This window comes from Pseudomonas sichuanensis, from assembly GCF_024749065.1.
GTDB lineage: Bacteria > Pseudomonadota > Gammaproteobacteria > Pseudomonadales > Pseudomonadaceae > Aquipseudomonas > Aquipseudomonas sichuanensis.
This window is the reverse complement of the sequence record NZ_CP087185.1, coordinates 3,063,817-3,083,131: the sequence shown is the minus strand read 5'-3', so window position 1 is coordinate 3,083,131 and position 19,315 is coordinate 3,063,817. Positions and strand designations below refer to the sequence as shown.

General features: G+C 64.7%; 22 protein-coding genes and 2 pseudogenes. 8 read left to right on the top strand and 16 right to left on the bottom strand.

The features are described from left to right. Positions 1–5: 5 nt before the first annotated feature. Positions 6–368, bottom strand: a complete 363-nt coding sequence (locus LOY51_RS13965; protein ID WP_110994517.1) for an MmcQ/YjbR family DNA-binding protein — start codon at positions 366–368, stop codon at positions 6–8. Continuing rightward, on the bottom strand, positions 361–1,263 hold the full coding sequence (locus LOY51_RS13960) for a LysR substrate-binding domain-containing protein (RefSeq protein ID WP_258641677.1): 903 nt from the start codon (positions 1,261–1,263) through the stop codon (positions 361–363). Before LOY51_RS13960 ends, LOY51_RS13965 begins: the two co-directional genes overlap by 8 nt. Positions 1,264–1,395: 132 nt before the next feature. Between LOY51_RS13960 and LOY51_RS13955 the strand changes: the two genes are divergently transcribed. Both LOY51_RS13955 and LOY51_RS13950 read left to right on the top strand, forming a co-directional pair. Next, positions 1,396–2,007: an FMN-dependent NADH-azoreductase gene (locus tag LOY51_RS13955; protein WP_110994519.1), complete on the top strand. Its 612-nt coding sequence runs from the start codon at positions 1,396–1,398 to the stop codon at positions 2,005–2,007. Positions 2,008–2,142: 135 nt separating this feature from the next. After that, a complete protein-coding gene (locus LOY51_RS13950; protein ID WP_258641675.1) occupies positions 2,143–3,201 on the top strand; it encodes an alpha/beta hydrolase family protein in 1,059 nt (352 codons plus the stop codon). On the opposite strand, the gene LOY51_RS13945 is transcribed toward LOY51_RS13950, so the two are convergent. The 3 genes and pseudogenes from LOY51_RS13945 to LOY51_RS26985 form a co-directional block, all read right to left on the bottom strand. Further along, positions 3,151–4,341 (bottom strand): MFS transporter, encoded by a 1,191-nt coding sequence (locus LOY51_RS13945; protein ID WP_258641673.1) that lies wholly within the window; start codon positions 4,339–4,341, stop codon positions 3,151–3,153. The two genes, LOY51_RS13950 and LOY51_RS13945, sit on opposite strands and share 51 nt — an antisense overlap. Before the next feature lie 217 nt (positions 4,342–4,558). Then, entirely contained in the window at positions 4,559–6,145 is a 1,587-nt protein-coding gene (locus LOY51_RS13940; RefSeq protein WP_125464165.1) for an ABC-F family ATPase, read from the bottom strand. Between the two features lie 32 nt (positions 6,146–6,177). Further along, a pseudogene (locus tag LOY51_RS26985) lies at positions 6,178–6,598 on the bottom strand (site-specific integrase). 900 nt (positions 6,599–7,498) lie between these two features. Between LOY51_RS26985 and LOY51_RS13930 the strand changes: the two are divergent. Next, a complete protein-coding gene (locus LOY51_RS13930) occupies positions 7,499–7,771 on the top strand; it encodes a hypothetical protein (RefSeq protein ID WP_258641670.1) in 273 nt (90 codons plus the stop codon). A 193-nt stretch (positions 7,772–7,964) separates the two neighbouring features. Here LOY51_RS13930 and LOY51_RS13925 read toward each other — a convergent pair whose 3' ends face one another. From LOY51_RS13925 to LOY51_RS13905, 5 genes are all read right to left on the bottom strand, one after another. Next, on the bottom strand, positions 7,965–8,663 hold the full coding sequence (locus LOY51_RS13925; RefSeq protein ID WP_258641669.1) for an anti-sigma factor: 699 nt from the start codon (positions 8,661–8,663) through the stop codon (positions 7,965–7,967). Beyond that, the gene (locus LOY51_RS13920) at positions 8,660–9,208 is read right to left on the bottom strand and encodes a sigma-70 family RNA polymerase sigma factor (RefSeq protein ID WP_258641668.1); all 549 of its coding nucleotides are present in this window, start codon (positions 9,206–9,208) and stop codon (positions 8,660–8,662) included. The genes LOY51_RS13925 and LOY51_RS13920 overlap by 4 nt, the downstream gene beginning before the upstream one ends. Before the next feature lie 103 nt (positions 9,209–9,311). Next, positions 9,312–9,839, bottom strand: a complete 528-nt coding sequence (locus LOY51_RS13915) for a DUF3455 domain-containing protein (RefSeq protein WP_258641666.1) — start codon at positions 9,837–9,839, stop codon at positions 9,312–9,314. A 219-nt stretch (positions 9,840–10,058) separates the two neighbouring features. Then, positions 10,059–10,475: a hypothetical protein gene (locus LOY51_RS13910; protein ID WP_258641665.1), complete on the bottom strand. Its 417-nt coding sequence runs from the start codon at positions 10,473–10,475 to the stop codon at positions 10,059–10,061. 74 nt (positions 10,476–10,549) lie between these two features. Next, positions 10,550–10,756, bottom strand: a complete 207-nt coding sequence (locus LOY51_RS13905) for a hypothetical protein (protein WP_125858693.1) — start codon at positions 10,754–10,756, stop codon at positions 10,550–10,552. Between the two features lie 266 nt (positions 10,757–11,022). Between LOY51_RS13905 and LOY51_RS13900 the strand changes: the two genes are divergently transcribed. Both LOY51_RS13900 and LOY51_RS13895 read left to right on the top strand, forming a co-directional pair. Then, the gene (locus LOY51_RS13900; RefSeq protein WP_125464157.1) at positions 11,023–11,379 is read left to right on the top strand and encodes a hypothetical protein; all 357 of its coding nucleotides are present in this window, start codon (positions 11,023–11,025) and stop codon (positions 11,377–11,379) included. Between the two features lie 94 nt (positions 11,380–11,473). Then, positions 11,474–11,977 carry a methylated-DNA--[protein]-cysteine S-methyltransferase gene (locus LOY51_RS13895; protein ID WP_258641664.1) on the top strand — a complete coding sequence of 168 codons (504 nt, stop codon included), beginning with the start codon at positions 11,474–11,476 and terminating at the stop codon, positions 11,975–11,977. 6 nt (positions 11,978–11,983) lie between these two features. Here the strand turns inward: LOY51_RS13895 and LOY51_RS13890 are convergent, their stop codons facing one another. Continuing rightward, on the bottom strand, positions 11,984–12,226 hold the full coding sequence (locus LOY51_RS13890; protein ID WP_258641662.1) for a hypothetical protein: 243 nt from the start codon (positions 12,224–12,226) through the stop codon (positions 11,984–11,986). 136 nt (positions 12,227–12,362) lie between these two features. Here LOY51_RS13890 and LOY51_RS13885 point away from each other — a divergent pair, with 136 nt between their 5' ends. Beyond that, complete coding sequence (locus tag LOY51_RS13885) at positions 12,363–12,872, top strand: DUF2867 domain-containing protein (RefSeq protein ID WP_258641661.1); 510 nt, start codon at positions 12,363–12,365, stop codon at positions 12,870–12,872. Between the two features lie 3 nt (positions 12,873–12,875). Here the strand turns inward: LOY51_RS13885 and LOY51_RS13880 are convergent, their stop codons facing one another. Then, the gene (locus LOY51_RS13880) at positions 12,876–13,388 is read right to left on the bottom strand and encodes a DUF3016 domain-containing protein (RefSeq protein WP_125858689.1); all 513 of its coding nucleotides are present in this window, start codon (positions 13,386–13,388) and stop codon (positions 12,876–12,878) included. A gap of 75 nt (positions 13,389–13,463) precedes the next feature. Between LOY51_RS13880 and LOY51_RS13875 the strand changes: the two are divergent. Beyond that, a pseudogene (locus LOY51_RS13875) lies at positions 13,464–14,030 on the top strand (metallophosphoesterase); the annotation flags it as partial. Between the two features lie 106 nt (positions 14,031–14,136). Here LOY51_RS13875 and LOY51_RS13870 read toward each other — a convergent pair. After that, the gene (locus LOY51_RS13870; protein WP_258641659.1) at positions 14,137–14,757 is read right to left on the bottom strand and encodes a LysE family translocator; all 621 of its coding nucleotides are present in this window, start codon (positions 14,755–14,757) and stop codon (positions 14,137–14,139) included. A gap of 62 nt (positions 14,758–14,819) precedes the next feature. Further along, complete coding sequence (locus tag LOY51_RS13865; protein WP_258641658.1) at positions 14,820–15,635, bottom strand: helix-turn-helix transcriptional regulator; 816 nt, start codon at positions 15,633–15,635, stop codon at positions 14,820–14,822. 193 nt (positions 15,636–15,828) lie between these two features. Here LOY51_RS13865 and LOY51_RS13860 point away from each other — a divergent pair, with 193 nt between their 5' ends. Then, positions 15,829–16,452, top strand: a complete 624-nt coding sequence (locus LOY51_RS13860) for a LysE family translocator (protein WP_125464150.1) — start codon at positions 15,829–15,831, stop codon at positions 16,450–16,452. Here the strand turns inward: LOY51_RS13860 and LOY51_RS13855 are convergent. After that, positions 16,449–18,881 (bottom strand): autotransporter family protein, encoded by a 2,433-nt coding sequence (locus LOY51_RS13855; RefSeq protein WP_125858686.1) that lies wholly within the window; start codon positions 18,879–18,881, stop codon positions 16,449–16,451. The two genes, LOY51_RS13860 and LOY51_RS13855, sit on opposite strands and share 4 nt — an antisense overlap. 131 nt (positions 18,882–19,012) lie before the next feature. Then, positions 19,013–19,288 carry a peptidylprolyl isomerase gene (locus LOY51_RS13850; protein WP_110994954.1) on the bottom strand — a complete coding sequence of 92 codons (276 nt, stop codon included), beginning with the start codon at positions 19,286–19,288 and terminating at the stop codon, positions 19,013–19,015. Between the last annotated feature and the right edge of the window lie 27 nt (positions 19,289–19,315).

Sequence of the window (19,315 nt, the reverse complement as noted above, 5' to 3'; positions counted from 1 at the left end):
CAGAATCAATCCAGCAACAACCCCACCTGCGTGCGCTTGGGCAAGCGCCGCACCACCAACTGGTGCGAGCGGCGCAGCAGGTCGCACAACTCGTCACGGCCCACGGGGTAGGGCGCAACCATGCTGACCCACTTCGCCCGTGCCAGATAAGGCGCCGGGCGAATGCCCGGGCGGTCGCAGTAGCCCAGGAACAGGTCGTCGGCCACCTTGAACGACAAGCCGGCACCGCCCAGGTCGGCGACGGCAAACATCTTGTTGCCGGCCACCGAAAACACCCGTATCCCGCCCCACTTGTAATCCTCGCGCGCGCCGGGCAATGCCAGGCAGAACTGCGCGATCTGTTCCTCTGTCATCCTTTTCTCAGACATAGCGCTCTCCACAGGCCTCGAACGAAATCGCCAGGTGATCGATCCACGCTCGCACCGCCGGCAGCAGGCCGCGTCGGTGCGGATACACCGCCTGAAGGAAGCCGCCGGGCAGCGACCAGTCCGGCAGCAGACGCACCAGTTCTCCACGTGCCAGCTCTTCCTCGCAGAACATGCTCGGCAGCGCGGTGAAGCCCATGCCGGCACGCACGGCGGCGTTGCGCACGACGAAGTCATCGATGGCCAGGCGTGGCTCCAGGGCCACCTCCTCCTGGCGGCCGTCCGGCCCGTGCAGGCGCAGGTGCACCAGCCGGTCCGCCTCGGCGGCGCCCAGCACTGGCAGGCTGGCAAGCTCGGCGGGCTCGCGGATATGGTCGGCAAAACCCGGTGCGGCCACCAATTGCATCTGCGCCTGGCGCAGGCGACGGGTGACCAGGGCCGGGTCTTCGTCACCCAGGTCACGCACACGCAAGGCCACGTCGATGCCTTCGGAAATCAGGTCGACCCGGCGGTTGAGCAGCACCATGTCCAGCTGCACCAGCGGGTACTGGGCCAGGAAACGGCTGATCACCTCGGGCAGGAAGGCATGGGCCAGGGCCACCGGGCAGGACACCCGCAGCCGCCCACGGGGTTCGCTGGACATGCTGGCCACCACTTCATCGGCCATCTCCGCCTCCAGCAGCATTGCCTGGCAATGGTGCAGGTAGCGTTCACCCACAGCGGTCAGCTTCAATTGCCGCGTGGTGCGTTGCAGCAGGCGGGTGCCCAGGCGTTCTTCCAGTTCGGCGATACGCCGTGACAGGCGCGACTTGGGGATGCCGAGCTGGCGACCGGCGGCGGCGAAACCGCCGGCTTCGACCACCTGGGCGAAATAGAAGAGGTCGTTGAGGTCTTGCATGGACATTCTCACTGTTCTACCAGTGGGACAAACTAACGCATTTTTACTGCCTTATCAGCCATTCGCTGGTTCGATAGGATTCTCCCCATCGTGATCGCCCACCACCGCGGTCTTCATTCACAGGAGAGTCCCATGAAACTGTTGCACATCGATTCGAGCATTCTGGGCGACAATTCCGCCTCCCGTCAGCTGAGCCGCGAAGTGGTCGACGCCTGGAAAGCCGCCGACCCGAGCATCGAAGTGGTCTACCGTGACCTGGCTGCCGACGCCATCAGCCACTTCTCCGCCGCCACCCTGGTGGCTGCCGGTACCCCGCAGGACCTGCGTGACGCCGCCCAGGCCCACGAAGCCCAACTGAGCGCCGAAACCCTGGAAGAATTCCTTGCCGCCGACGCGGTGGTGATCGGTGCGCCGATGTACAACTTCAGCGTGCCGACCCAGCTCAAAGCCTGGATCGACCGCATCGCCGTGGCTGGCAAGACCTTCCGCTACACCGAAGCTGGCCCTGAAGGCCTGTGCGGCGACAAGAAGGTGATCCTGGTGTCCACCGCCGGCGGCCTGCACCAGGGCCAGCCAACCGGTGTTGGCCATGAAGATTTCCTCAACGTCTTCCTTGGCTTCATCGGCATCACCGATGTCGAGACCGTCCGTGCCCACGGCCTGGCCTACGGCCCTGAGCACCGTGCCAAGGCCATCGATGCGGCCCAGGCGCAAATCGCCGGCGAGCTGTTCGCTGCCGCCTGATCAGCCGAGTCACGACAAAGCCGATCGTCGCCTTGAGCGCCGATCGGCTTTTTTTCATTCAGTTTTCATGTAGCTGTGCTTGGCCGGGTTCTATGCTGACGAAATACGTCTGCCCGGCCACGGGAGCGCCCCTGCATGACTCCGTTTCGTACCCTGTTGGCCATCGCCCTGTTCGCTGGCCTGCTGGCCCAGGCCAACGCGGCAACCTGGGTCGCCGGCCTGCACCGGCTCACCCTGGCCGACCCAGTGGACCGCAGGCCCATGCAGGCGCTGGTGTTCTACCCCTCCAACGGCGAGGCGCGGCCTGTGCGTATCGAGGGCTATCAGACCCGCGTTGCCCAGGACGCACCTGTGGCCATGGGGCGCTTCCCGTTGTTGGTGATCTCCCACGGTAATACCGGCAGCCCCATGGCCCTGCATGACCTGGCCAACGGCCTGGCACGCCAAGGCTTCGTGGTGGTGGCGGTCATCCACCCCGGCGACAACAGCCGCGATCGTAGCCGTCTCGGGACGCTCAGTAATCTCTATGGCCGGCCGCTGCAGGTCAGCGCTGCGATTACGGCCGCACGCGCCGATGCACTGGTCGGCCCCTATCTGAATGACGGCAAAGTCGGGGTGATCGGCTATTCGGCCGGCGGCGAGACAGCGTTGATCCTGTCTGGCGCGCAACCCGACCTTGATCGCCTGCGCCGTTATTGCCAGCAACGCCCCAACGACGCCGACGCCTGCAAGACCCATGGTGTGCTGATTGCCGACCACAGCGAACTGGAGCCACGGGCCGATGCGCGGGTAGGCGCGGTGATGCTGATGGCGCCCCTGAGCCTGATGTTCGGCCGCCACGCCCTGGCCGGGGTGCATGTGCCGGCGCTGATCTACAGCGGCGACTCAGACCAGTTGCTGGCCCTGGAGCACAATGCCGATGCCCTGGCGCGCAAGCTGCCGCTGACACCGGACTACCGGTTGCTGGCCGGGGCCGGGCATTTCGTATTCATGGCGCCGTGCGACGACGAGCAACACCTGCGCATGCCGGTGCTGTGCAAGGATGCCGACGGTGTCGACCGCCGGCATATCCACCGCTCGCTGCGCAGCGAAACCACGGCCTTCTTCAGCCAGGCACTGGGGGCGCCCGAGCCTGCAGAGCGATCAGCCGCGCTGGGCGCGTCGGGCCAGCAGCAGGGTCAGGCCAACCCCTGACAAGGCGAGCAGGGCGGCGACGGCGAAGATCGAGGCGTAGCCCAGTTGTATCGCCACCGCGCCCATCAGCGGGCCGGCAATGGCCAGCGCCAGGTCGAAGAACACCGCATAGGCACCCAGCCCGGCACCTCGGCTGCTGCTGGGCACCTGCCTGATCGCCTCGACGCCCAGCGCCGGGTACACCAGCGACAGGCCGAAGCCGGTCAGCCCTGCGCCGACCATCGCCCACAGCGGCGACGGCGCCTGCCACAGCAAGGCCAGCCCCAGCACCTCGGTGGCCATGCAGGCAATCGCCACGTTGTAGCCACCGAAGCGGTTGACCGCGTTGACGAACAGCAGCCGCGAAACGATGAAGCACAGGCCGAACGCGCTCAGGCACAACGCAGCACCCGTCCAGCCGCGCTCCAGGTAATAAAGGGTGACGAAGGTGGTCAGGGTGCCGTAGCCGATCGACGCCAGGGTCAAGCCCAGGCCGCAGGGCGCCACACGGCCGAACGCCGACCAGAAGGGCAGGCGCTCGCCGCGCACCACCACCACGTCCGGGCGCTTGCGCAGCGCCAGCAACGCGCTCAGTGCCAGCACCAGCAGCGCCGGCCCCAATATCCAGAACCCCTGCATATCCACCAGCAGCACACCGACCGGCGCACCGATGGCGATGGCGCCGTAGGAGGCGATGCCGTTCCACGAGATCACCCGCGCGGTATGCTCCGGCCCCACCTGGCCAATCCCCCAGCTCAAGGTCGCCACCCCGATCAAGCCTTGGGCGATGCCCAGCAGCAGGCGCCCGCCGAGCAACAACAGCAGGCTCAGCGAGGGCAGGGAGAGGGTCCAGGCCGAGAGCAGGGTGAGCACGCCGCAGCCGGCAATGCCATACAACCCGAAGCGAATCGCCCGCTTGCCGCCCAGGGTGTCGGCGACCCGCCCGGCAAAGGGCCGGCTGAGCAGGGTGGCGAGGTATTGCAGGCCGATGGTCAGGCCGGCGACCACTGCGCCGTAGCCAAGTTGGTCGTGGACATGGCTGGGCAGCACCGCGATCGGCAGGCCGATGCAGAGGAAGGCGATGAAGGTATAGAAGACGATGGCGAGGATTTGCAGGGTGATGCTTGAGGTGTCGCCGGGGGCGGGCTGTTGCGCGGTCATGGGCACGTTCGCGGGTAGGCGGTTGGGCGTACCGGCATCATGGCCGTTGTGCGGGGGAAAAGAAAGCAGGCTAACGAATTATTCGTTGAGCGATGCGCACAGGAACATCGCGGGGCAAGTCGCAGCGGCGCACCGCCGCTCCCACGTGCTACCAACGTGGGAGCGGCGGTGCGCCGCTGCGACTTGCCCCGCGATGATTCAGCTGACGGTGTTCAGCTCAGACCACCACTCCCTGGCTACGCAGGTAGTCGTCGTAGGTGCCGCTGAAGTCCACGGTACCTTCGGGCGTCAGCTCGATGATACGGGTGGCCAGCGACGACACGAACTCACGGTCGTGGCTGACGAACAGCAGGGTGCCCGGGTAGTTTTCCAGCGCCAGGTTCAGCGCCTCGATCGATTCCATGTCCAGGTGGTTGGTCGGCTCGTCCATCACCAGCACGTTGGGCTTTTGCAGGATCAGCTTGCCGAACAGCATGCGGCCCTGTTCACCACCGGAAATCACCTTCACCGACTTGAGGATCTCGTCGTTGGAGAACAGCATGCGGCCGAGGGTGCCGCGGATCACCTGTTCACCGCTGGTCCACTGGCCCATCCAGTCGAACAGGCTCACGTCCTCTTCGAAGTCGTGGGCGTGGTCCTGGGCGTAGTAGCCCACTTCGGCGCTGTCGGTCCACTTCACTTCGCCCTTGTCCGGGGTCAACTCACCGACCAGGGTGCGCAGCAGGGTGGTCTTGCCGATACCGTTGGGGCCGATGATCGCCACGCGCTCGCCGGCTTCGATGGTGAAGCTGAAGTCTTTGAACAGCACCTTGTCGTCGAAGGCCTTGGCCATTTTCTCGACGATCACCGCCTGGCGGTGCAGTTTCTTCGTTTGATCGAAGCGGATGAACGGGCTCACGCGGCTCGACGGCTTGACCTCGGCCAGCTGGATCTTGTCGATCTGCTTGGCCCGCGAGGTGGCCTGCTTGGCTTTCGAGGCGTTGGCCGAGAAGCGGCTGACGAAGCTCTGCAGTTCGGCGATCTGGGCTTTCTTCTTGGCGTTGTCCGACAGCAGCTGCTCGCGCGACTGAGTGGCGGCAGTCATGTACTCGTCGTAGTTGCCCGGGAACAGGCGCAGCTCACCGTAGTCCAGGTCGGCCATGTGGGTGCAGACGCTGTTGAGGAAGTGACGGTCGTGGGAAATGATGATCATGGTGCTGTTACGCGCCGTGAGGATCGTTTCCAGCCAGCGGATGGTGTTGATGTCCAGGTGGTTGGTCGGTTCGTCCAGCAGCAGTACGTCCGGGTCCGAGAACAGCGCCTGGGCCAGCAGCACGCGCAGCTTCCAGCCCGGCGCCACTTCGCTCATCGGGCCGAAGTGCTGTTCCAGCGGGATACCCAGGCCCAGCAGCAGCTCGCCTGCGCGGGATTCGGCGGTGTAGCCGTCCATCTCGGCGAATTCGGTTTCCAGCTCGGCGACGGCCATGCCGTCCTCTTCGGTCATTTCTGCCAGCGAGTAGATGCGATCGCGCTCGGCCTTGACCTTCCACAGCTGCTCGTGGCCCATGATCACGGTGTCGATCACGGTGAATTCTTCGTAGGCGAACTGGTCCTGGCGCAGTTTACCCAGGCGGGTGTTCGGCTCGAGCATCACCTGGCCGCCGGACGGATCCAGGTCACCGCCGAGGATCTTCATGAAGGTCGACTTGCCGCAGCCGTTGGCGCCGATCAGGCCGTAGCGGTTGCCGTTGTTGAATTTGACCGAGACGTTTTCGAACAGCGGCTTGGCGCCGAATTGCATGGTGATGTTAGCGGTAGAAATCAAGTGCTTGTCCTGCGGGGGTTCCAGAGGTGTATTTAGGCCCTCTCGTCAGTTTTGGGCCAATCTTGGGCCAATTCGACTCGGGGCGGCAGCTTCTCCAGCTCCCTCCAGTCCGAGGAGGAGCTGAACCATTTCGCGTAGGTAGAGAGCAACATCTCGACGCTATGGCCGAGCTGGTTCGCGATGAACGCTTCGGTTCATCCCAGCCATCAGGCACATGGTTGCGTAGGTGTGGCGGGTGTCGTACTGCCGGCGTTCACGGATGTCCAGCGCCTTGAGCGCTGATTTGAAGTGGCGGATTGTAACACTTGGTTCGTTGATCCACAGCCCACCTTTGCTCGGCTGAAACACAAATGGGCTTGTAGGGTAGGCCGGCTTTGAAGCCATCCTCCTCAAGTCGGCCAGGCGCTGCGCCTGTCGTATGGCATTGAGCGCTCGATCATTCAGTAACACCACTCGGTGATATTTCGTCTTCGTCCGGTCTGCTGGTTGGCGGTCGGCAATGATGCGCTGGCGTCGTGTCTGGAGCGCTCGTAGCGTGATCCCCAGCAGTTCAGCCTTCCTTTCCTCCGTTACCTTGTCCATTTCCTGGGCAACGGCTTGTTCCTGCCCGGCGTGTTCATCGCCTGGCTTCTTCCTTTTTGAATTCCTGTTGGTCTCCACGCCGCCGGTCGCGGCAGGTTGGTGTCAGGGCTTGGCGATAGGGGCCCACGGCGTCCTCCAGGTTGGTCGCGTGTGAGGGGATGAGTGGAGCGGCAATGTTTGAACCTGCAATTTTTCGGAGGTCAAAACTATGCAAGGCCTGGCTTCGCCTGGCCGGAGACATTCAAATGAAACAAAAAGCTGCTTGGGTCTCAATACTGTCAGCGGTGGTGCTATTGAGCGGATGCTGGCCGTATTGGCACGATGGAAGGCATCACCGGCATTACTACGATGAGGATCGTGGTGGCCACGAGTATCGCCGGTACTAATCAAACGCCGTCATCACCACCGCAGAGCGCCCTGTGAACTATTTGCCCGAACGGATGGGGCGGGGCGCCCTGTGTAGGTGTTGAGTGCCTGTATTTTCCGGGGCAATCTCTGTTTCCTCGCTTTCCACAGCCGAGATAAGGAAATAAGGAATATTGCAGTGGCTCAGTTCATGGTGATTGCTAACTCGAAGCTCAGCCCTGCGCTGGGCTTCTTGCTATTTCAATCTCCGTCCCAGTGATCGGGCTCGGTTTTCTACTGGCACTGTCCCGCTGATTTCTATCAGCAAGGAGTAGCGCCGAACATTTTCCACCGGTCGCATTTAAGTGAAATGGATATCTATCTCTCTCTTTAGCGCGCCTACTGGAGTCATTAGAGGAGGTAAATATGAGATTTCGCGGCGAGAAATTCCGGGCCTGGGTAGACCCAGCGCTTCACCTTCGTCATCACGAGGAAACCCTTGATGACGGCAGGAGTATCGACGTGCAAACCCGACTTTCGCGGACAGGCAAAACACAGCTCTTTATCGGGGTGTACTCCAAAACCGGGGACCGAATTGTTGAAGAGAGCTATAGCTCCAGACCCAATGAATCAATGATTGGGGCATTGGTCTGGGGAGTGCTCCGGGCAAAAACGTTCGTTGCTGGCGGGCGGGGGTAGGTATGCCGCGCATACGATTTGGCTTTTGGAACCGTGATAACCCTACCGCCATCTGCTGGCAGCGACCCAGGTGAGGATATCGAGCTTCAAGTGCGAAGACGGAGTTGCCCTTGCATCGCGAGAATTGCTCCTTCCTCCGTCAACTGCTTCATCTCTGGCTTTGCAGCTGCAAGCACATGCATTTGCTACGCAGTCATATCACTTTCACCGCGCGGCCAATGAACTTGACCGGCCCCGTCGGTAACCCGGTAGGCGAGCCGCCGGCTTTTTCCAGGGTCAGCTCGAACAACTGGTTGGCCTCCAGCGGTGGCAGGCTCTGCAGCGGGACACGATAGGGTTCACCGGGTTTGACCAGGCCCAGCGAAACCGGTGCGCGCCACTGCTCGCCCTTGGTCCAGAACTGCAGGGCCATGCCTTCGGGGACCGCATCCTGGCCCAGCGGGATCAGCTCGATCATGCGGCTGTCACTGGCCTGCACCACCCAGCCGGCGGCCTGGCTGCTCGGCGCCACCAGCACCACCACGAATTGAGTGCTGGGCGCAGGTCTCGTCAACAAGGCAAACGCCAGCAGCACGCTTGCAGCAAGCCCCACGGCACTAAACCCCTGCCACAGGCCGAGGCGTTGCCAACCGCGGGCACGCTGTTGGGTGGAAGGGGGGGCCAGTTCGTTCAGGCTGCGCTGGATACGCCCCCACAGGCGGGCACTCGGCGGTTGTGGCTCAGCCAGCGCGGTCAGCTCCAGCAAGCGTGCCTCCCAGGCATCCACGGCGGCGCGCAAGGACGGATCGCGGCTCAAACGCTCGGTCATTGTGGCGTGTTGCGCCGGCGACAAGGTCCCTAGTACGAACTCGCCAGCAAGAGTGTCCAATTCTTCGGCAGTATCCGGCTTCATTCCAGGCACTCCCGCAACGCCTTGAGGCTGCGCTTGATCCAGGCCTTGACGGTACCCAATGGCGCACCCAACAGCCCGGCGATTTCGGCATGGCTGCAGCCGTCCACATAGGCGTGCAGGATGCAGCGCTGCGGTGCGGGCTGCAGTTGTTCGAGGCAATGGTAGATTTTCGCCGAGCCTGACCAGAGGTCAATGTCATCAAGGCCCCCATACGATGCAGGCGCCGCATCGATATCGGCTTCGTCCAGCACGGTTTCTCGGCGGGTATCGCGGATCGAATTCAGTGCCAGGTGGCGGGTGATGCTGTAGATCCAGCCCCGAGCCGAGCCGCGCGCCGGGTCGAAGCTGGCGGCGCGAGTCCAGATGCGAATCATCGCATCGTGGACGATGTCTTCGGCGCTGGCGTCGTCACGCGCGATGCGCCGGGCAACGCCCAGCAGGCGTGCGCCTTCGCAATCGTAGAGCGCCTGCAGGGCGCGGCGGTCGCCCTGTGCACAGGCCTCCAGGCAGCGGTGGAAGTCGAAGGGGGCGACAGGCGAGTTCAACGTGTGCGGCTTCCTTGTGTCATGCAAGGTACCCCGGCTATCCAGCCGGGGGCTTGCCAACGAGCGTAGATGAACGATTGCGAGGTGTCTGCTCAAGTGCGCTTTACTTGGCGGTCCAGAACACATAGTCGGCCTGGTACTGGACGACTTGCCTGGCACCTTTGTTCTGTGCCGTGCAGCCGCTTGCCGGCGCCACGCCACCGCGGGTGGCCAGGCGCTGGATATAGCTGACTCCCTGCATGGCGCCTTTGCCTTCGGCCGGGTTGGCCTTGACCAGTTGATAGGGCAGGGCGCCCTTATCCGCCGGCGCCACTGCCAGCTGGGTGCCGGTGACTTTCGAGCCATCCTTGGCCTGCCAGGTGGCGGGTGGGCCGAAGTAGTCGCCCACCGGTTTGCCGGCACGGTCATTGAGCATGGCCTTGGGGCCAACGAAGGTCCATTCGGTCTGGCCGGGGGGGGTGGCCTTGTCACGGCACTCGTAGGTGATCTCGCCGACGCCGACGGTCTCGAGCATGACGCTATGGCCATCGGGGACCTTAACCGCGTCTGGCAGTGCGGACTGGGCGTTTGCGGGCTGCAGCGCCAAGGCGAGGCCGCAGGCGAGCAGGCAGGCGGAGGATTTGAGGTTCATGGGCAGGGCTCCTGACAGGTCATTTGGCTGGGCAGTCAAAGGCCGCCCATTGAGCAATACCCGCCAGCGGCCGGATTGGATGCACTGATATGAAAAATAAAACTGCGCCGTGGCCACCCGCGCGACGGTGGCAAAGCAGGCTAGAGAGGTCGCAGACAGCATCCTCAGCGCCGAGGAGCGCGCCCAGGTCAGCAGTTCGGGCCAAGGGCCTGCATCCATTCATGGCGCCTGTTGGCGGCCCCCTCGAGCACGTCGATCAATGGCCACTGCAATACCCGCCAGCAGGATGGCCAGCGTGTAAGCGACAAGGCCCAGATTGACCCCCATGATCATCTTCTCGGAGCCGTCGCTGAGCACCATCGACCCGCCGTAGCCGTCCCGCAACCAATAGGCCAGCAGGAAACCGCCCGTGACGAACAGGGTCAGCAGGCTCGCCAGCTGCAGATCGTTCCTGCCCCAGACCAGCCACACGCTGAAGGCACCCAGCGCGGTATTGGTGAACAGCTGCCAGGTCTCGTGCAGCCGGGCGTGTGGCGCCCAGGCCTGGTTGAACACGTGGGTATCGTTGATTTCAAGGATCGGCACCACGACCGCGTAGAAGACGATACCCACCGTCACCAAAAGCTTCGACAACATAGGTAACCTCCTTGTCAGTGATCTGGCCGCTGCCAGCGTCCCGCACTGTAGCGGCCAGGTACCGGGGCATCCAGCTACGATCTGGCCAAAGTCGCGGTACGCAAGGTCATGACGCCGGTGTGCGGCGGCGTCCTCGGCTGAATTTCGGTGTCCAGGCTTGGCAACCATCGCGCGCATACGCTGACCGCAGGTGTAAAAGGGGTGGCTTCCAGTCCACTCGGCGGCAGGTGCACGTGCAGTTGATGACGGCGCTGCTGGATGAGCTTGTTGATGCGCTTCATGGCGGCACACCTCGATTGGCGTGTTCAACGTCGGGTGACAAGGCCCGAGCACCAGTAGGCGCCTGTTTGCGCACAGTGTGGTCCATGCCCGACCAGCGGGTTTAGCCGCGTCGGCGACATGCACGCAGCGTCTGGCGCCCATAGCAAACCGGCATAACAGCCCGGTAGGGGCGGGGCTAACCTTTCCAATCGTAAGCTGACTATTAAAAAGGGTGGTTGCTGTCCGTCACTGTCCAGGGTTTCCTGATGGGGTGATCGGAGGTTGTATGAAGCGCTCGATGAAACCGCTGGTGGCGCTGGCCGCCGGGTTGCTGCTGGCAGGTTGTGCCCATGACCCTGACCTGCGCGCCAGTCACGACAATACCTTTGGCTCGACCGCGAAAAGCCCGCCGGACTACCTGCGCTGCGTGAAATCCGAACTGCCCGACACGGCGAAAACCTATACGGTGCAGAACCAGGACGCCCTCGAGCTGTTCGTCGAGAGCACCGACCCGAGCAAGGCCGATGGCCTGGTCAAGGTCACAGGCTCCGGCGGGCAGCATCAATACTCCGCCTACCAGCGTGATGCCTGGTATGACCATGGGCGTTTGCTCGATGCCGCCCAGATGTGCGCGCGGACCTAGGACCGGGCTGGCCCAGGGGCATGGCAAGAAAGCGGATGCGCACAAGCGGTGCGCTGGGTAGAGTGCGCAGACTGTTACCTGACCGGAGCCTGCCATGCCCTGCGCCTTTACCTTGATGCACACGCCCGTCGGCACGCTGACGCTGGTGGCCCGTGGTGCGTGCCTGGCCGCAGTGCTGTGGGAGCAGGAACGGGCCAACCGGGTGCGCCTGGGCGAACTGCAGCGCGACGACCAGCACCCGGTGTTGCGCGAAACGGCCCGCCAGCTCGGTGAATACTTCGCAGGCAACCGCCGCACCTTCGACCTGGCGCTGGATTTTGCCGGCACCGAATTCCAGCGCCAGGTGTGGGCGGCGTTGCTGAGCATCCCCTTCGGCGAGACCCGCAGTTACAGCGATATCGCCCGGCAGATCGGCAACCCCGACGCAGTGCGGGCGGTGGGGGCGGCCAACGGGCGTAACCCGATCTCGATCATCGCCCCGTGCCATCGGGTAATTGGCGCTTCGGGGAGCCTGACTGGCTTCGCCGGGGGCTTGCCGGCCAAGCAGTACCTGTTGGCACTGGAAGGGCGCCAGAGCCTGGCGCTGGATTTCCAGTAACCGCCGTCAACTCAGCCAGGCACACAGCAACGCCAGCAACAGGGCCAACAGGCTGCCGCTGAACAGGGTGTAGTGGCGGTGGGCGCGCCGGGCATGCTGCTCGACTTCGCGCAGGTACTGGCCTGGCGGCGGTGCGTCCGGGCGATGACGCAGGTCTTCGGCGATGTTTGCCAGCCCGCCCTGGATCAGCAGCCCCACCAGGTAGTAGCTGGTGGCATAGCTGGCCAGCGTCAGTAACAGGTATTTCATGCCGCGGGTATTTCGGGCGTGGCGTAGGTGTTCACGAATGCATCCATCCTTGGCGTCGGTTCGGGCGCGCAGGATACTATCGGGCAGATCGCCTTCGCCAGCACGAAGGTGCTGATTCCAAGGACGGAAGACTCTGATGACTTACACCGCGACCATTCCAAGTGACTCGTTGATCAGCGCCCACGCCGCCCAGGCTGGGTTCCGCCATTGCCGGGCGATCAGCCTGGCGCAACCGGCACAACCAGCCATGGCGCTGTTCCTGCGGCTGATGGCCGGCATGCCCGGCTGGATCGATGCGCTGATGGTGCTGCGCAACCGCCTGGTGGCGCTGGTCGGCCTCAAGGACCTGGGCCGGCTCACGGCCATCGACCCCACACGCCCAGCCGCCAGCTACCAGCCCGGCGAGCGCGTGGGCATCTTCACCTTGCTGGCCAATACCGAGGACGAAGTGCTGCTGGTTGACCGCGACCGCCACCTGGATGTGTACATTGCGCTGAGCCGCCGCCCGGCCGCCGACGGTCAGTGCCAGGTGCTGGTGAGCACCGTAGTGCGCACCCACAACCTGCTGGGCCGGCTGTACATGTTGCCGGTGGCGCCGTTTCACCGGCTGATTGCACCGATCGCCCTGCGCCGCCTGCGCGGCTGAGGCTCAGGCGTGCGGCGGCGGGGCAAAGCGTTGGCGGAACCAGTCGCTGAGCATGGCCTTCTCGGCAAACAGGCGGTCGCTGCTGCCTTGGCGCCCCGGGCGGCTCAGGTACATCTTGTCGCTGAGGTGCTCCGCCGCCTGGCGTGCGGGCTGGCCGGGCTGGCTCAGGGTGTAGCTGAGGTCGATGCTCGGCCAGGTGATTTCCCGCATGAAGCGCACATCGTAGGCCTGGCTGTGCCAGGGCTCGTAACGCCCGGCCAGGTCGATGTCGCGGATGTCGATCACCAGTTGCTGGCCAGGTTGCAGGTAACGCTGGCCGAGCTTGCGCAAATGTTCGGTCAACGCCTTGATCACCTGCGGGTCGGCGCCACGCTCATAACCTTGGCTGTCGAGGCTTGCATCGCGGAAGTTTTCCGGGTGATCGAAACGCACCTCGACCTGGGCGGTCGGGGAGCCCTGTGCCATGCTGTCAAATGCCAGCACCATCAGTACGGCACAGGCCAGGGTGGTACGCATGATGCACCTCCGGGTGTGGGTAGCTTGCCTGACCATTTTACGCCGGTGCCGAGGCCGTAGCAGAGGAACGATGCAATGAGCCGCTTCAGGCGGATAGCCGTCAATACCCGCGGGCGCGACCTGGCCGTGGGTGATATCCACGGGCACTTCCAGCGCTTGCAACAGTGCCTGGATGGCGTCGGCTTCAACCCGGCGGTCGACCGCCTGTTCAGTGTCGGCGACCTGGTCGACCGCGGGCCGCACAGTGCGCAGGCACTCGACTGGCTGAGCCAGCCCTGGTTCCACGCGGTGCAGGGCAACCACGAAAGCCTGGCGATCAATCACCTGCGCGGTGGCCGGCTTGACCTGGACATGTACCGCGCGGCGGGCGGTGGCTGGTTCCTCGACTTGCCAGAGGATCAGCAGCGGCCTTTTGTCGATGCCTTCCTTGAAATGCCTATCGCCCTGGAAGTGCAGAGCCATGACGGACCGATCGGCCTGCTGCACGCCGACAGCCCCTTCGCGCACTGGGAAGATTTACGCGCGAGCCTGTTGGATGACGACGATCCGCGCATACGTGAAGTGTGCCAATGGTCACGGCGGCGCCTGAAGGAAGGCGACGACGCCAGGGTCGAAGGGCTGCGCGCGCTGCTGGTCGGGCATACGCCGGTGCTCAAGGTCAAGGTGCTGGGCAATGTCTGGCACCTGGATACCGGCGGTTGGAGCAGTGGCTGCTTCAGCTTGCTGGACCTCGCCACGCTTGAGGTGGTCAGCCCCACGCCAGATGAACCAGCACACCGACGGCAAGGGCCATCAGCATCACCCCAGAGGCCCGCTCCAGCCAGGGCAGGGCTTGGGCAAAGCGGCGCAGTACCCGACGATTGCCAATAGCCAGCGCCACCAGCAGGTCCCAGGCCAGCACCGCAGTGAACATCCAGCCGGCGTACAGCCCTTTCAGCACGACGCTGCTGCTGCCGATCATGCTCGCCAGGCTGGCGTAGAACAGCGCGTTCTTCGGGTTGAGGATGCCTGAGGCGAAGCCCATGCCCAAACTGCCCAGCCAACCCCTGGCCGCCTGCCCGGTGGTGGTTGCGGCAGGTGTCAAACTGCTGTGCCCGGCATGGCGCAAGAACAAAACACCTATGTACAGCAGGTAGGCGCAACCGGCCAGTTGCAGGGCCACGAACATCGCGCTGCCCGCGTGCAGCACCGCCACCCCGGCGAACGCTGCGCCGATGAACACGCCGTTGGCCAGGGCGACGCCCAGGCAGGCGCCACTGGCTACCCGCCAACCTGCGTTGGCCGAGGTGCGGGCCACCAGGAAAAAGTCCGGGCCAGGCGAGAGCAGGGCAAGAAAATGGGCGGTGGCGACGAGCAGGAACTGTTCCATCAAGCGGGTTTCCGTGTGGGAAAACCACAGTCTGTGCAGGTGCCGGCCGGGCGTATTGAAGATTATTGCAAGCCGCCGCGGTAGGCCCCGGGCGTCACCCCGGCGTGGGCCTTGAACACCCGCTGGAAGTGGCTCTGGTCGGCGAACCCCAGCCGATAGGCGACCTCCGCCAGCGCACAGCCCTGGCGCAGCAGCAACCGCGCCTGGTTGACCCGGGCATTGAGCAGGTAGCTGTGCGGGGTCATCCCGGTGGCCGCGGCGAACGCGCGGATCAGTTGATAGCGACCCAGCCCGGCCTGCCGGGCCAGGCGGTCGAGGCTGAGTTCGGCCAAACCCTGCTCGTCGAGGCAGGCGACCAGCTCACCCAGCTTCGAAGGGGCCAGCGCCGGAGCCGGTGGCAAGGTGGGCAGGGTGCTGAAGTCATGGTCACCGATGAATGCCACCAGCGCCGCTTCCTTCTCCAGTGGCGAAACCTTCGAGAACAGCAGGTCGTTCAACGCGCAGAACTGCCGGTACAGCGCTGGCGAGCGGGTGATGCGCGCCGGCGCCAGCGGCTCACCTGCCGCCACACCGGACTCCAGGCGCAGGCAGCGCAGCCAGTCGGCGTCCAGGTGCAGCATCTGGTAGCTCCAGGCCTTGCCGGGTTCGGGGTTGCAGGCATGCACCCGTTGCGCCGGCACCAGCACCAGAGTGCCGGGCGTCAGCCGCACCACACCTTGGCCGGCGCCGGTGAAGTGGCTGTAGCCGACATCCACCGCGCCGATGGAGAAGCTCGGGTGGCTGTGTGCTTTGTAACAGGCGCGGCTATGGCAGGCGCGACGGCTTTCGACGAAGGGCAGCGCCGGGTCATGCCAGATTTCACTGCGGGGGAAGGGCATGGCAGGCCACCTGGTTGTCACATGGAAGCAACTGTCTTGCGCAGCTTTTCTGTAGGAGCGGGCGTGCAAGTTCATTGTGTGGGAGCAGGCAGTCTACTCACTGCTGACTGTTCCGGCCATTCGCCGTATCACTGTGCTTGACGTGCGGGCAGGCCGGGCGCGACCCTGCTGCGGTCCTTGAAGGAGAACAAGAATGGACCTGTCGAGCCTGCTGCTGTTTATCCCCGCCTGTTTCGCCCTGAACATGGCGCCGGGGCCCAACAACCTGTTGTCTCTGCACAATGCCAGCCGCTATGGCCTGCGCATTGCCTGCGTGGCCGGGGCCGGCCGGCTGCTGGCGTTCAGCGGCATGATCGCGCTGGCGGCCATGGGCCTGGCGGTGGTGCTGCATACCAGTGAATACCTGTTCCTGGCGATCAAGGTGCTCGGCGCCGGTTACCTGTTCTATATCGCCTGGCAGCTTTGGCGCGCGCCGGTGGGCGAGGCGCGGGTGGCGGGCGAGCAGCCGCATGGCACCTGGAAGCTGGCGCGCCAGGAGTTTTGGGTGGCTGCCGGCAATCCTAAGGCGATTCTTATCTTCACCGCCTTCCTGCCGCAGTTCGTGACGGTGGGCGGCAACATGCCGGTCAGCGAGCAGTTCCTGCAGCTGGGTGTGCTGTTCCTGCTGCTTGAGTGGGCGGCCATCGCCATCTATGCCGGGCTCGGCGCTTACCTGCAGCGCTGGTTCGAACGCCCAGGGCCACGGCGCGTGTTCAACCGGGTCAGTGCTTCGCTGCTGGGTTGCGCGGGGCTTGGGTTGCTGGCGGCGCGGCGTTAGAACTGCCAGCGCAGGCCCAGGTTCACACCGCTGGCCTGCTGCTGGCGGCTGTCCAGGTTGGTGCTGTATTGCAGGCCTGCATGCAGGCTCAGCGCCGAACCCAGGCGTGCCGCCAGCCCGCCTTCGAGTTGTAGCGCGGTGTAGCGGTAGTCGGTGTCTATGCGGTCCACGCCGTTGAAGGTCAAGGTGTCGGCGCCGCCGTCGGCATGCCACAGGCTGACCTGGGCAAAGGGCTGCAGCAGCACCTTCTCGGTGGCAGGAAACATCCCCTCCAGGCGCAAGCCAAGGCGCCCGAGCCATTCCACCTGGGCGTCATGGCTGACCCGCGACGCCCGGTCGCGGGCGCTGTCCAGGCTCACCCGCTGGGCGATCAGCTGAGCTTGGGGCTCCAGGGTCCACTGCGCGGTCAGCGCCAAGGGGTAGCCGCCTTCTAGTGAGGCGGCCCAGGCGTGGCCATCGAGGTCGAGACTGTCGCCACGGTCGGAGCGGGCACGGCCATCGAAGTGGGTGTACTGCAGCACCACGTCCACATAGCCCTGGGCCGGCCCCACCCAGGTCAAGTAGGCGCCCAGGCTGTTGCCCTGCAGTTCAAGGTTGCCCACCGGGCTGTCTTCGCGGCCCAGGGCGAAACCGCGGACATCGCCGTCCAGGCGAGCATGGCCCAGGTACAGGCCGGCGTGCTGGCGGTGGCCGTCGTCCGTGGCCCGGGCATAGAGGTCCTGGCCCACCTTGAAGCCGTAAAGGTCAGCGTCCAGGGTCGGGCTCACAGTGCCGCTCCATTGCTGGCGAAGGGCGCTGCCGTAGGCCTGGCCCCAGCTCGCAGGCGGCGTGGCCGCGGCGTCGAGCCACCGCTGATCACCCTGGCGCTGATGGAAGGTGCCCAGGGCCTGGCGCACGATGATCGCGGCGCCGCGCGGTGCGGCTGCGTAAACCGCCACTTCCGGGCGGTACAGGGGGATGACCCGCCCGGCCACCGGGGCGGGCAACTCGGCCTGGCCAGGGGCGGGCGCGGCTACCGGCGGCGTGCTTAGCGGCTCCACGCCAGGCGCCGGGGCGGGGGGCGCGACCAGGGTCGAGCGCAGGTACCAGTTGTTCTCGCTGCCGGCGCTGATGCCGCCCTTGAACAGGCGATAGTCGTAGGCGCCGGCCGACAGGGTCTGGGTCTGGATGAAGGCATTGGCATTGCCGCTGGCGCCTTCGCGTGCCTCGATCACCTGGATGCCATTGCCCTGGGTGGCCGCGCCCGTGCCACCGAGGTTGCTGACCAAAAGCCCGGTCGAGCCACTGATGCCACCCTGGCTGATCACCAGCCGGTCCGAGGCGGCGCCGTCCTGGCCGAGCACGCTGTTCAGGCGCAGTACACCGTTGTCGCCGTTGTAGTCGCCGATCACCAGTAGCCGGCCTGCGCCGTCGTTGCCTGTGCTCAAGTCAATCGTGCCGGCGTTGTTCAGCCCCACGCGCTGGCTGCTGGCGAAGGCCGAGACCGTGCCTTGGCGCGAGGCCAGGGTGCTGCCGGCAGCAATTTGCAGGGTACCGGTGGCACTGCCGGCATCCCCGAGCAGCAGCGTGTCGTCGAGCTCGAGGCGGCTGCCGTCGGCAAGCTCGATCCGCTCCCAGTTGAGGTAGCGGGCGCCACCTTTGGCCTGGCTGGCGAGCAAGGTCAAGGTATCGCTGCCATTGCCGCCGTCGAGCGGGATGACCAGGGCGTCACTGGCCAGTCCCTGGAGCTGCGCCGTGTCGTTGCCAGGCCCCATGTCCACCCGCGTGCCGATCCGCCCGCCGGTCCAGCTGAACCGGTCGTTGCCGGTGCTCATCAGCACGCTGCCCGCAATCTGGCCGCCGTGGATCAGCACCTGGTCATCGCCCCCGCTGACGCTGATATTGCCGCCCACGCTGCCGCCGAAAACCTCCACATGGTCCTTGTCGAAGCCGGTGACGATATTCCGGTCGATGCTGCCAGCGCGCAGGATGAAGGTGTTCTCGTCCAGGCGCATGTTGACATTGCCGATACGCCCGCCGTCCATCTGGGCGAAGTCACCGCTGTCGAAACTGCCCTTGATCCAGCCGCCGGTCATCTGGAAGCGGTCCAGGCCATCGCCCTGATTGAGGTCGCCCTCGATGATGCCGCCGCTCATGGTGAAGGTATCGATGCCGGCGCCCTGATTGACGTCGCCGCCGATTACGCCCGAGGCCATGTCGATGGCGTCCTGGCCGGCACCGAAGGTCACGTTGCCGCTGATGGTGCCGCTGCCGCCGGCGGGTAGCAGCAGGCTGTTGTTGCCACCGGTGTCGAGCAGCGAAGCGGCGCTGCCGCTGTCGCAGACATAGCTGTCATTGCCTGGCCCAGGGTTGAAGCTGCAGGCTGCCTGGGCCTGGGCAAGCAGCAACAGGGGCAAGGGCGCCAGTGCCAGCAACAGCCGCATGTGCATCGCCTGGGCCTCCGTTGTGCACAGAGCCCGCACGGCGCAAGCGCGATGTGCGGGATTACCCGCGATGTACTGCGTTCAGGAGGAGGGACGCAACTGGCAAAACTGTCAGGTGGCCAAGGGCCGCCATCGGCTCAGTCGCGGTAGAACGTCTGCACCAGGTGGTAGCCGAACTTGCTTTTGATCGGCCCGTGCACCACCCGCAAGGGCTTCTTGAAGATCACCTGGTCGATGGCGCCGACCAGTTGCCCGGGGCGTATTTCGCCCAGATCGCCGCCACGCTTGCCGGAAGGGCAGGTGGAGAATTTTTTCGCAAGCACGTCGAAGGCTTCGCCATTGGCGATGCGCTGCTTGAGCTTCTCGGCTTCGTCAGCGGTCTTAACCAGGATATGGCGGGCTTGGGCTTTCATGGGGATACCTGTGCTTCGGGGCGAAAA

Coding starts and splice junctions, on each gene's coding strand:
- LOY51_RS13965 (WP_110994517.1), bottom strand. CDS start 368: ATGTCTGAGAAAAGGATGACAGAGGAACAGATCGCGCAGTTCTGCCTG.
- LOY51_RS13960 (WP_258641677.1), bottom strand. CDS start 1,263: ATGCAAGACCTCAACGACCTCTTCTATTTCGCCCAGGTGGTCGAAGCC.
- LOY51_RS13955 (WP_110994519.1), top strand. CDS start 1,396: ATGAAACTGTTGCACATCGATTCGAGCATTCTGGGCGACAATTCCGCC.
- LOY51_RS13950 (WP_258641675.1), top strand. CDS start 2,143: ATGACTCCGTTTCGTACCCTGTTGGCCATCGCCCTGTTCGCTGGCCTG.
- LOY51_RS13945 (WP_258641673.1), bottom strand. CDS start 4,341: ATGACCGCGCAACAGCCCGCCCCCGGCGACACCTCAAGCATCACCCTG.
- LOY51_RS13930 (WP_258641670.1), top strand. CDS start 7,499: ATGAGATTTCGCGGCGAGAAATTCCGGGCCTGGGTAGACCCAGCGCTT.
- LOY51_RS13925 (WP_258641669.1), bottom strand. CDS start 8,663: ATGAAGCCGGATACTGCCGAAGAATTGGACACTCTTGCTGGCGAGTTC.
- LOY51_RS13915 (WP_258641666.1), bottom strand. CDS start 9,839: ATGAACCTCAAATCCTCCGCCTGCCTGCTCGCCTGCGGCCTCGCCTTG.
- LOY51_RS13910 (WP_258641665.1), bottom strand. CDS start 10,475: ATGTTGTCGAAGCTTTTGGTGACGGTGGGTATCGTCTTCTACGCGGTC.
- LOY51_RS13905 (WP_125858693.1), bottom strand. CDS start 10,756: ATGAAGCGCATCAACAAGCTCATCCAGCAGCGCCGTCATCAACTGCAC.
- LOY51_RS13900 (WP_125464157.1), top strand. CDS start 11,023: ATGAAGCGCTCGATGAAACCGCTGGTGGCGCTGGCCGCCGGGTTGCTG.
- LOY51_RS13895 (WP_258641664.1), top strand. CDS start 11,474: ATGCCCTGCGCCTTTACCTTGATGCACACGCCCGTCGGCACGCTGACG.
- LOY51_RS13890 (WP_258641662.1), bottom strand. CDS start 12,226: ATGAAATACCTGTTACTGACGCTGGCCAGCTATGCCACCAGCTACTAC.
- LOY51_RS13885 (WP_258641661.1), top strand. CDS start 12,363: ATGACTTACACCGCGACCATTCCAAGTGACTCGTTGATCAGCGCCCAC.
- LOY51_RS13880 (WP_125858689.1), bottom strand. CDS start 13,388: ATGCGTACCACCCTGGCCTGTGCCGTACTGATGGTGCTGGCATTTGAC.
- LOY51_RS13870 (WP_258641659.1), bottom strand. CDS start 14,757: ATGGAACAGTTCCTGCTCGTCGCCACCGCCCATTTTCTTGCCCTGCTC.
- LOY51_RS13865 (WP_258641658.1), bottom strand. CDS start 15,635: ATGCCCTTCCCCCGCAGTGAAATCTGGCATGACCCGGCGCTGCCCTTC.
- LOY51_RS13860 (WP_125464150.1), top strand. CDS start 15,829: ATGGACCTGTCGAGCCTGCTGCTGTTTATCCCCGCCTGTTTCGCCCTG.
- LOY51_RS13855 (WP_125858686.1), bottom strand. CDS start 18,881: ATGCACATGCGGCTGTTGCTGGCACTGGCGCCCTTGCCCCTGTTGCTG.
- LOY51_RS13850 (WP_110994954.1), bottom strand. CDS start 19,288: ATGAAAGCCCAAGCCCGCCATATCCTGGTTAAGACCGCTGACGAAGCC.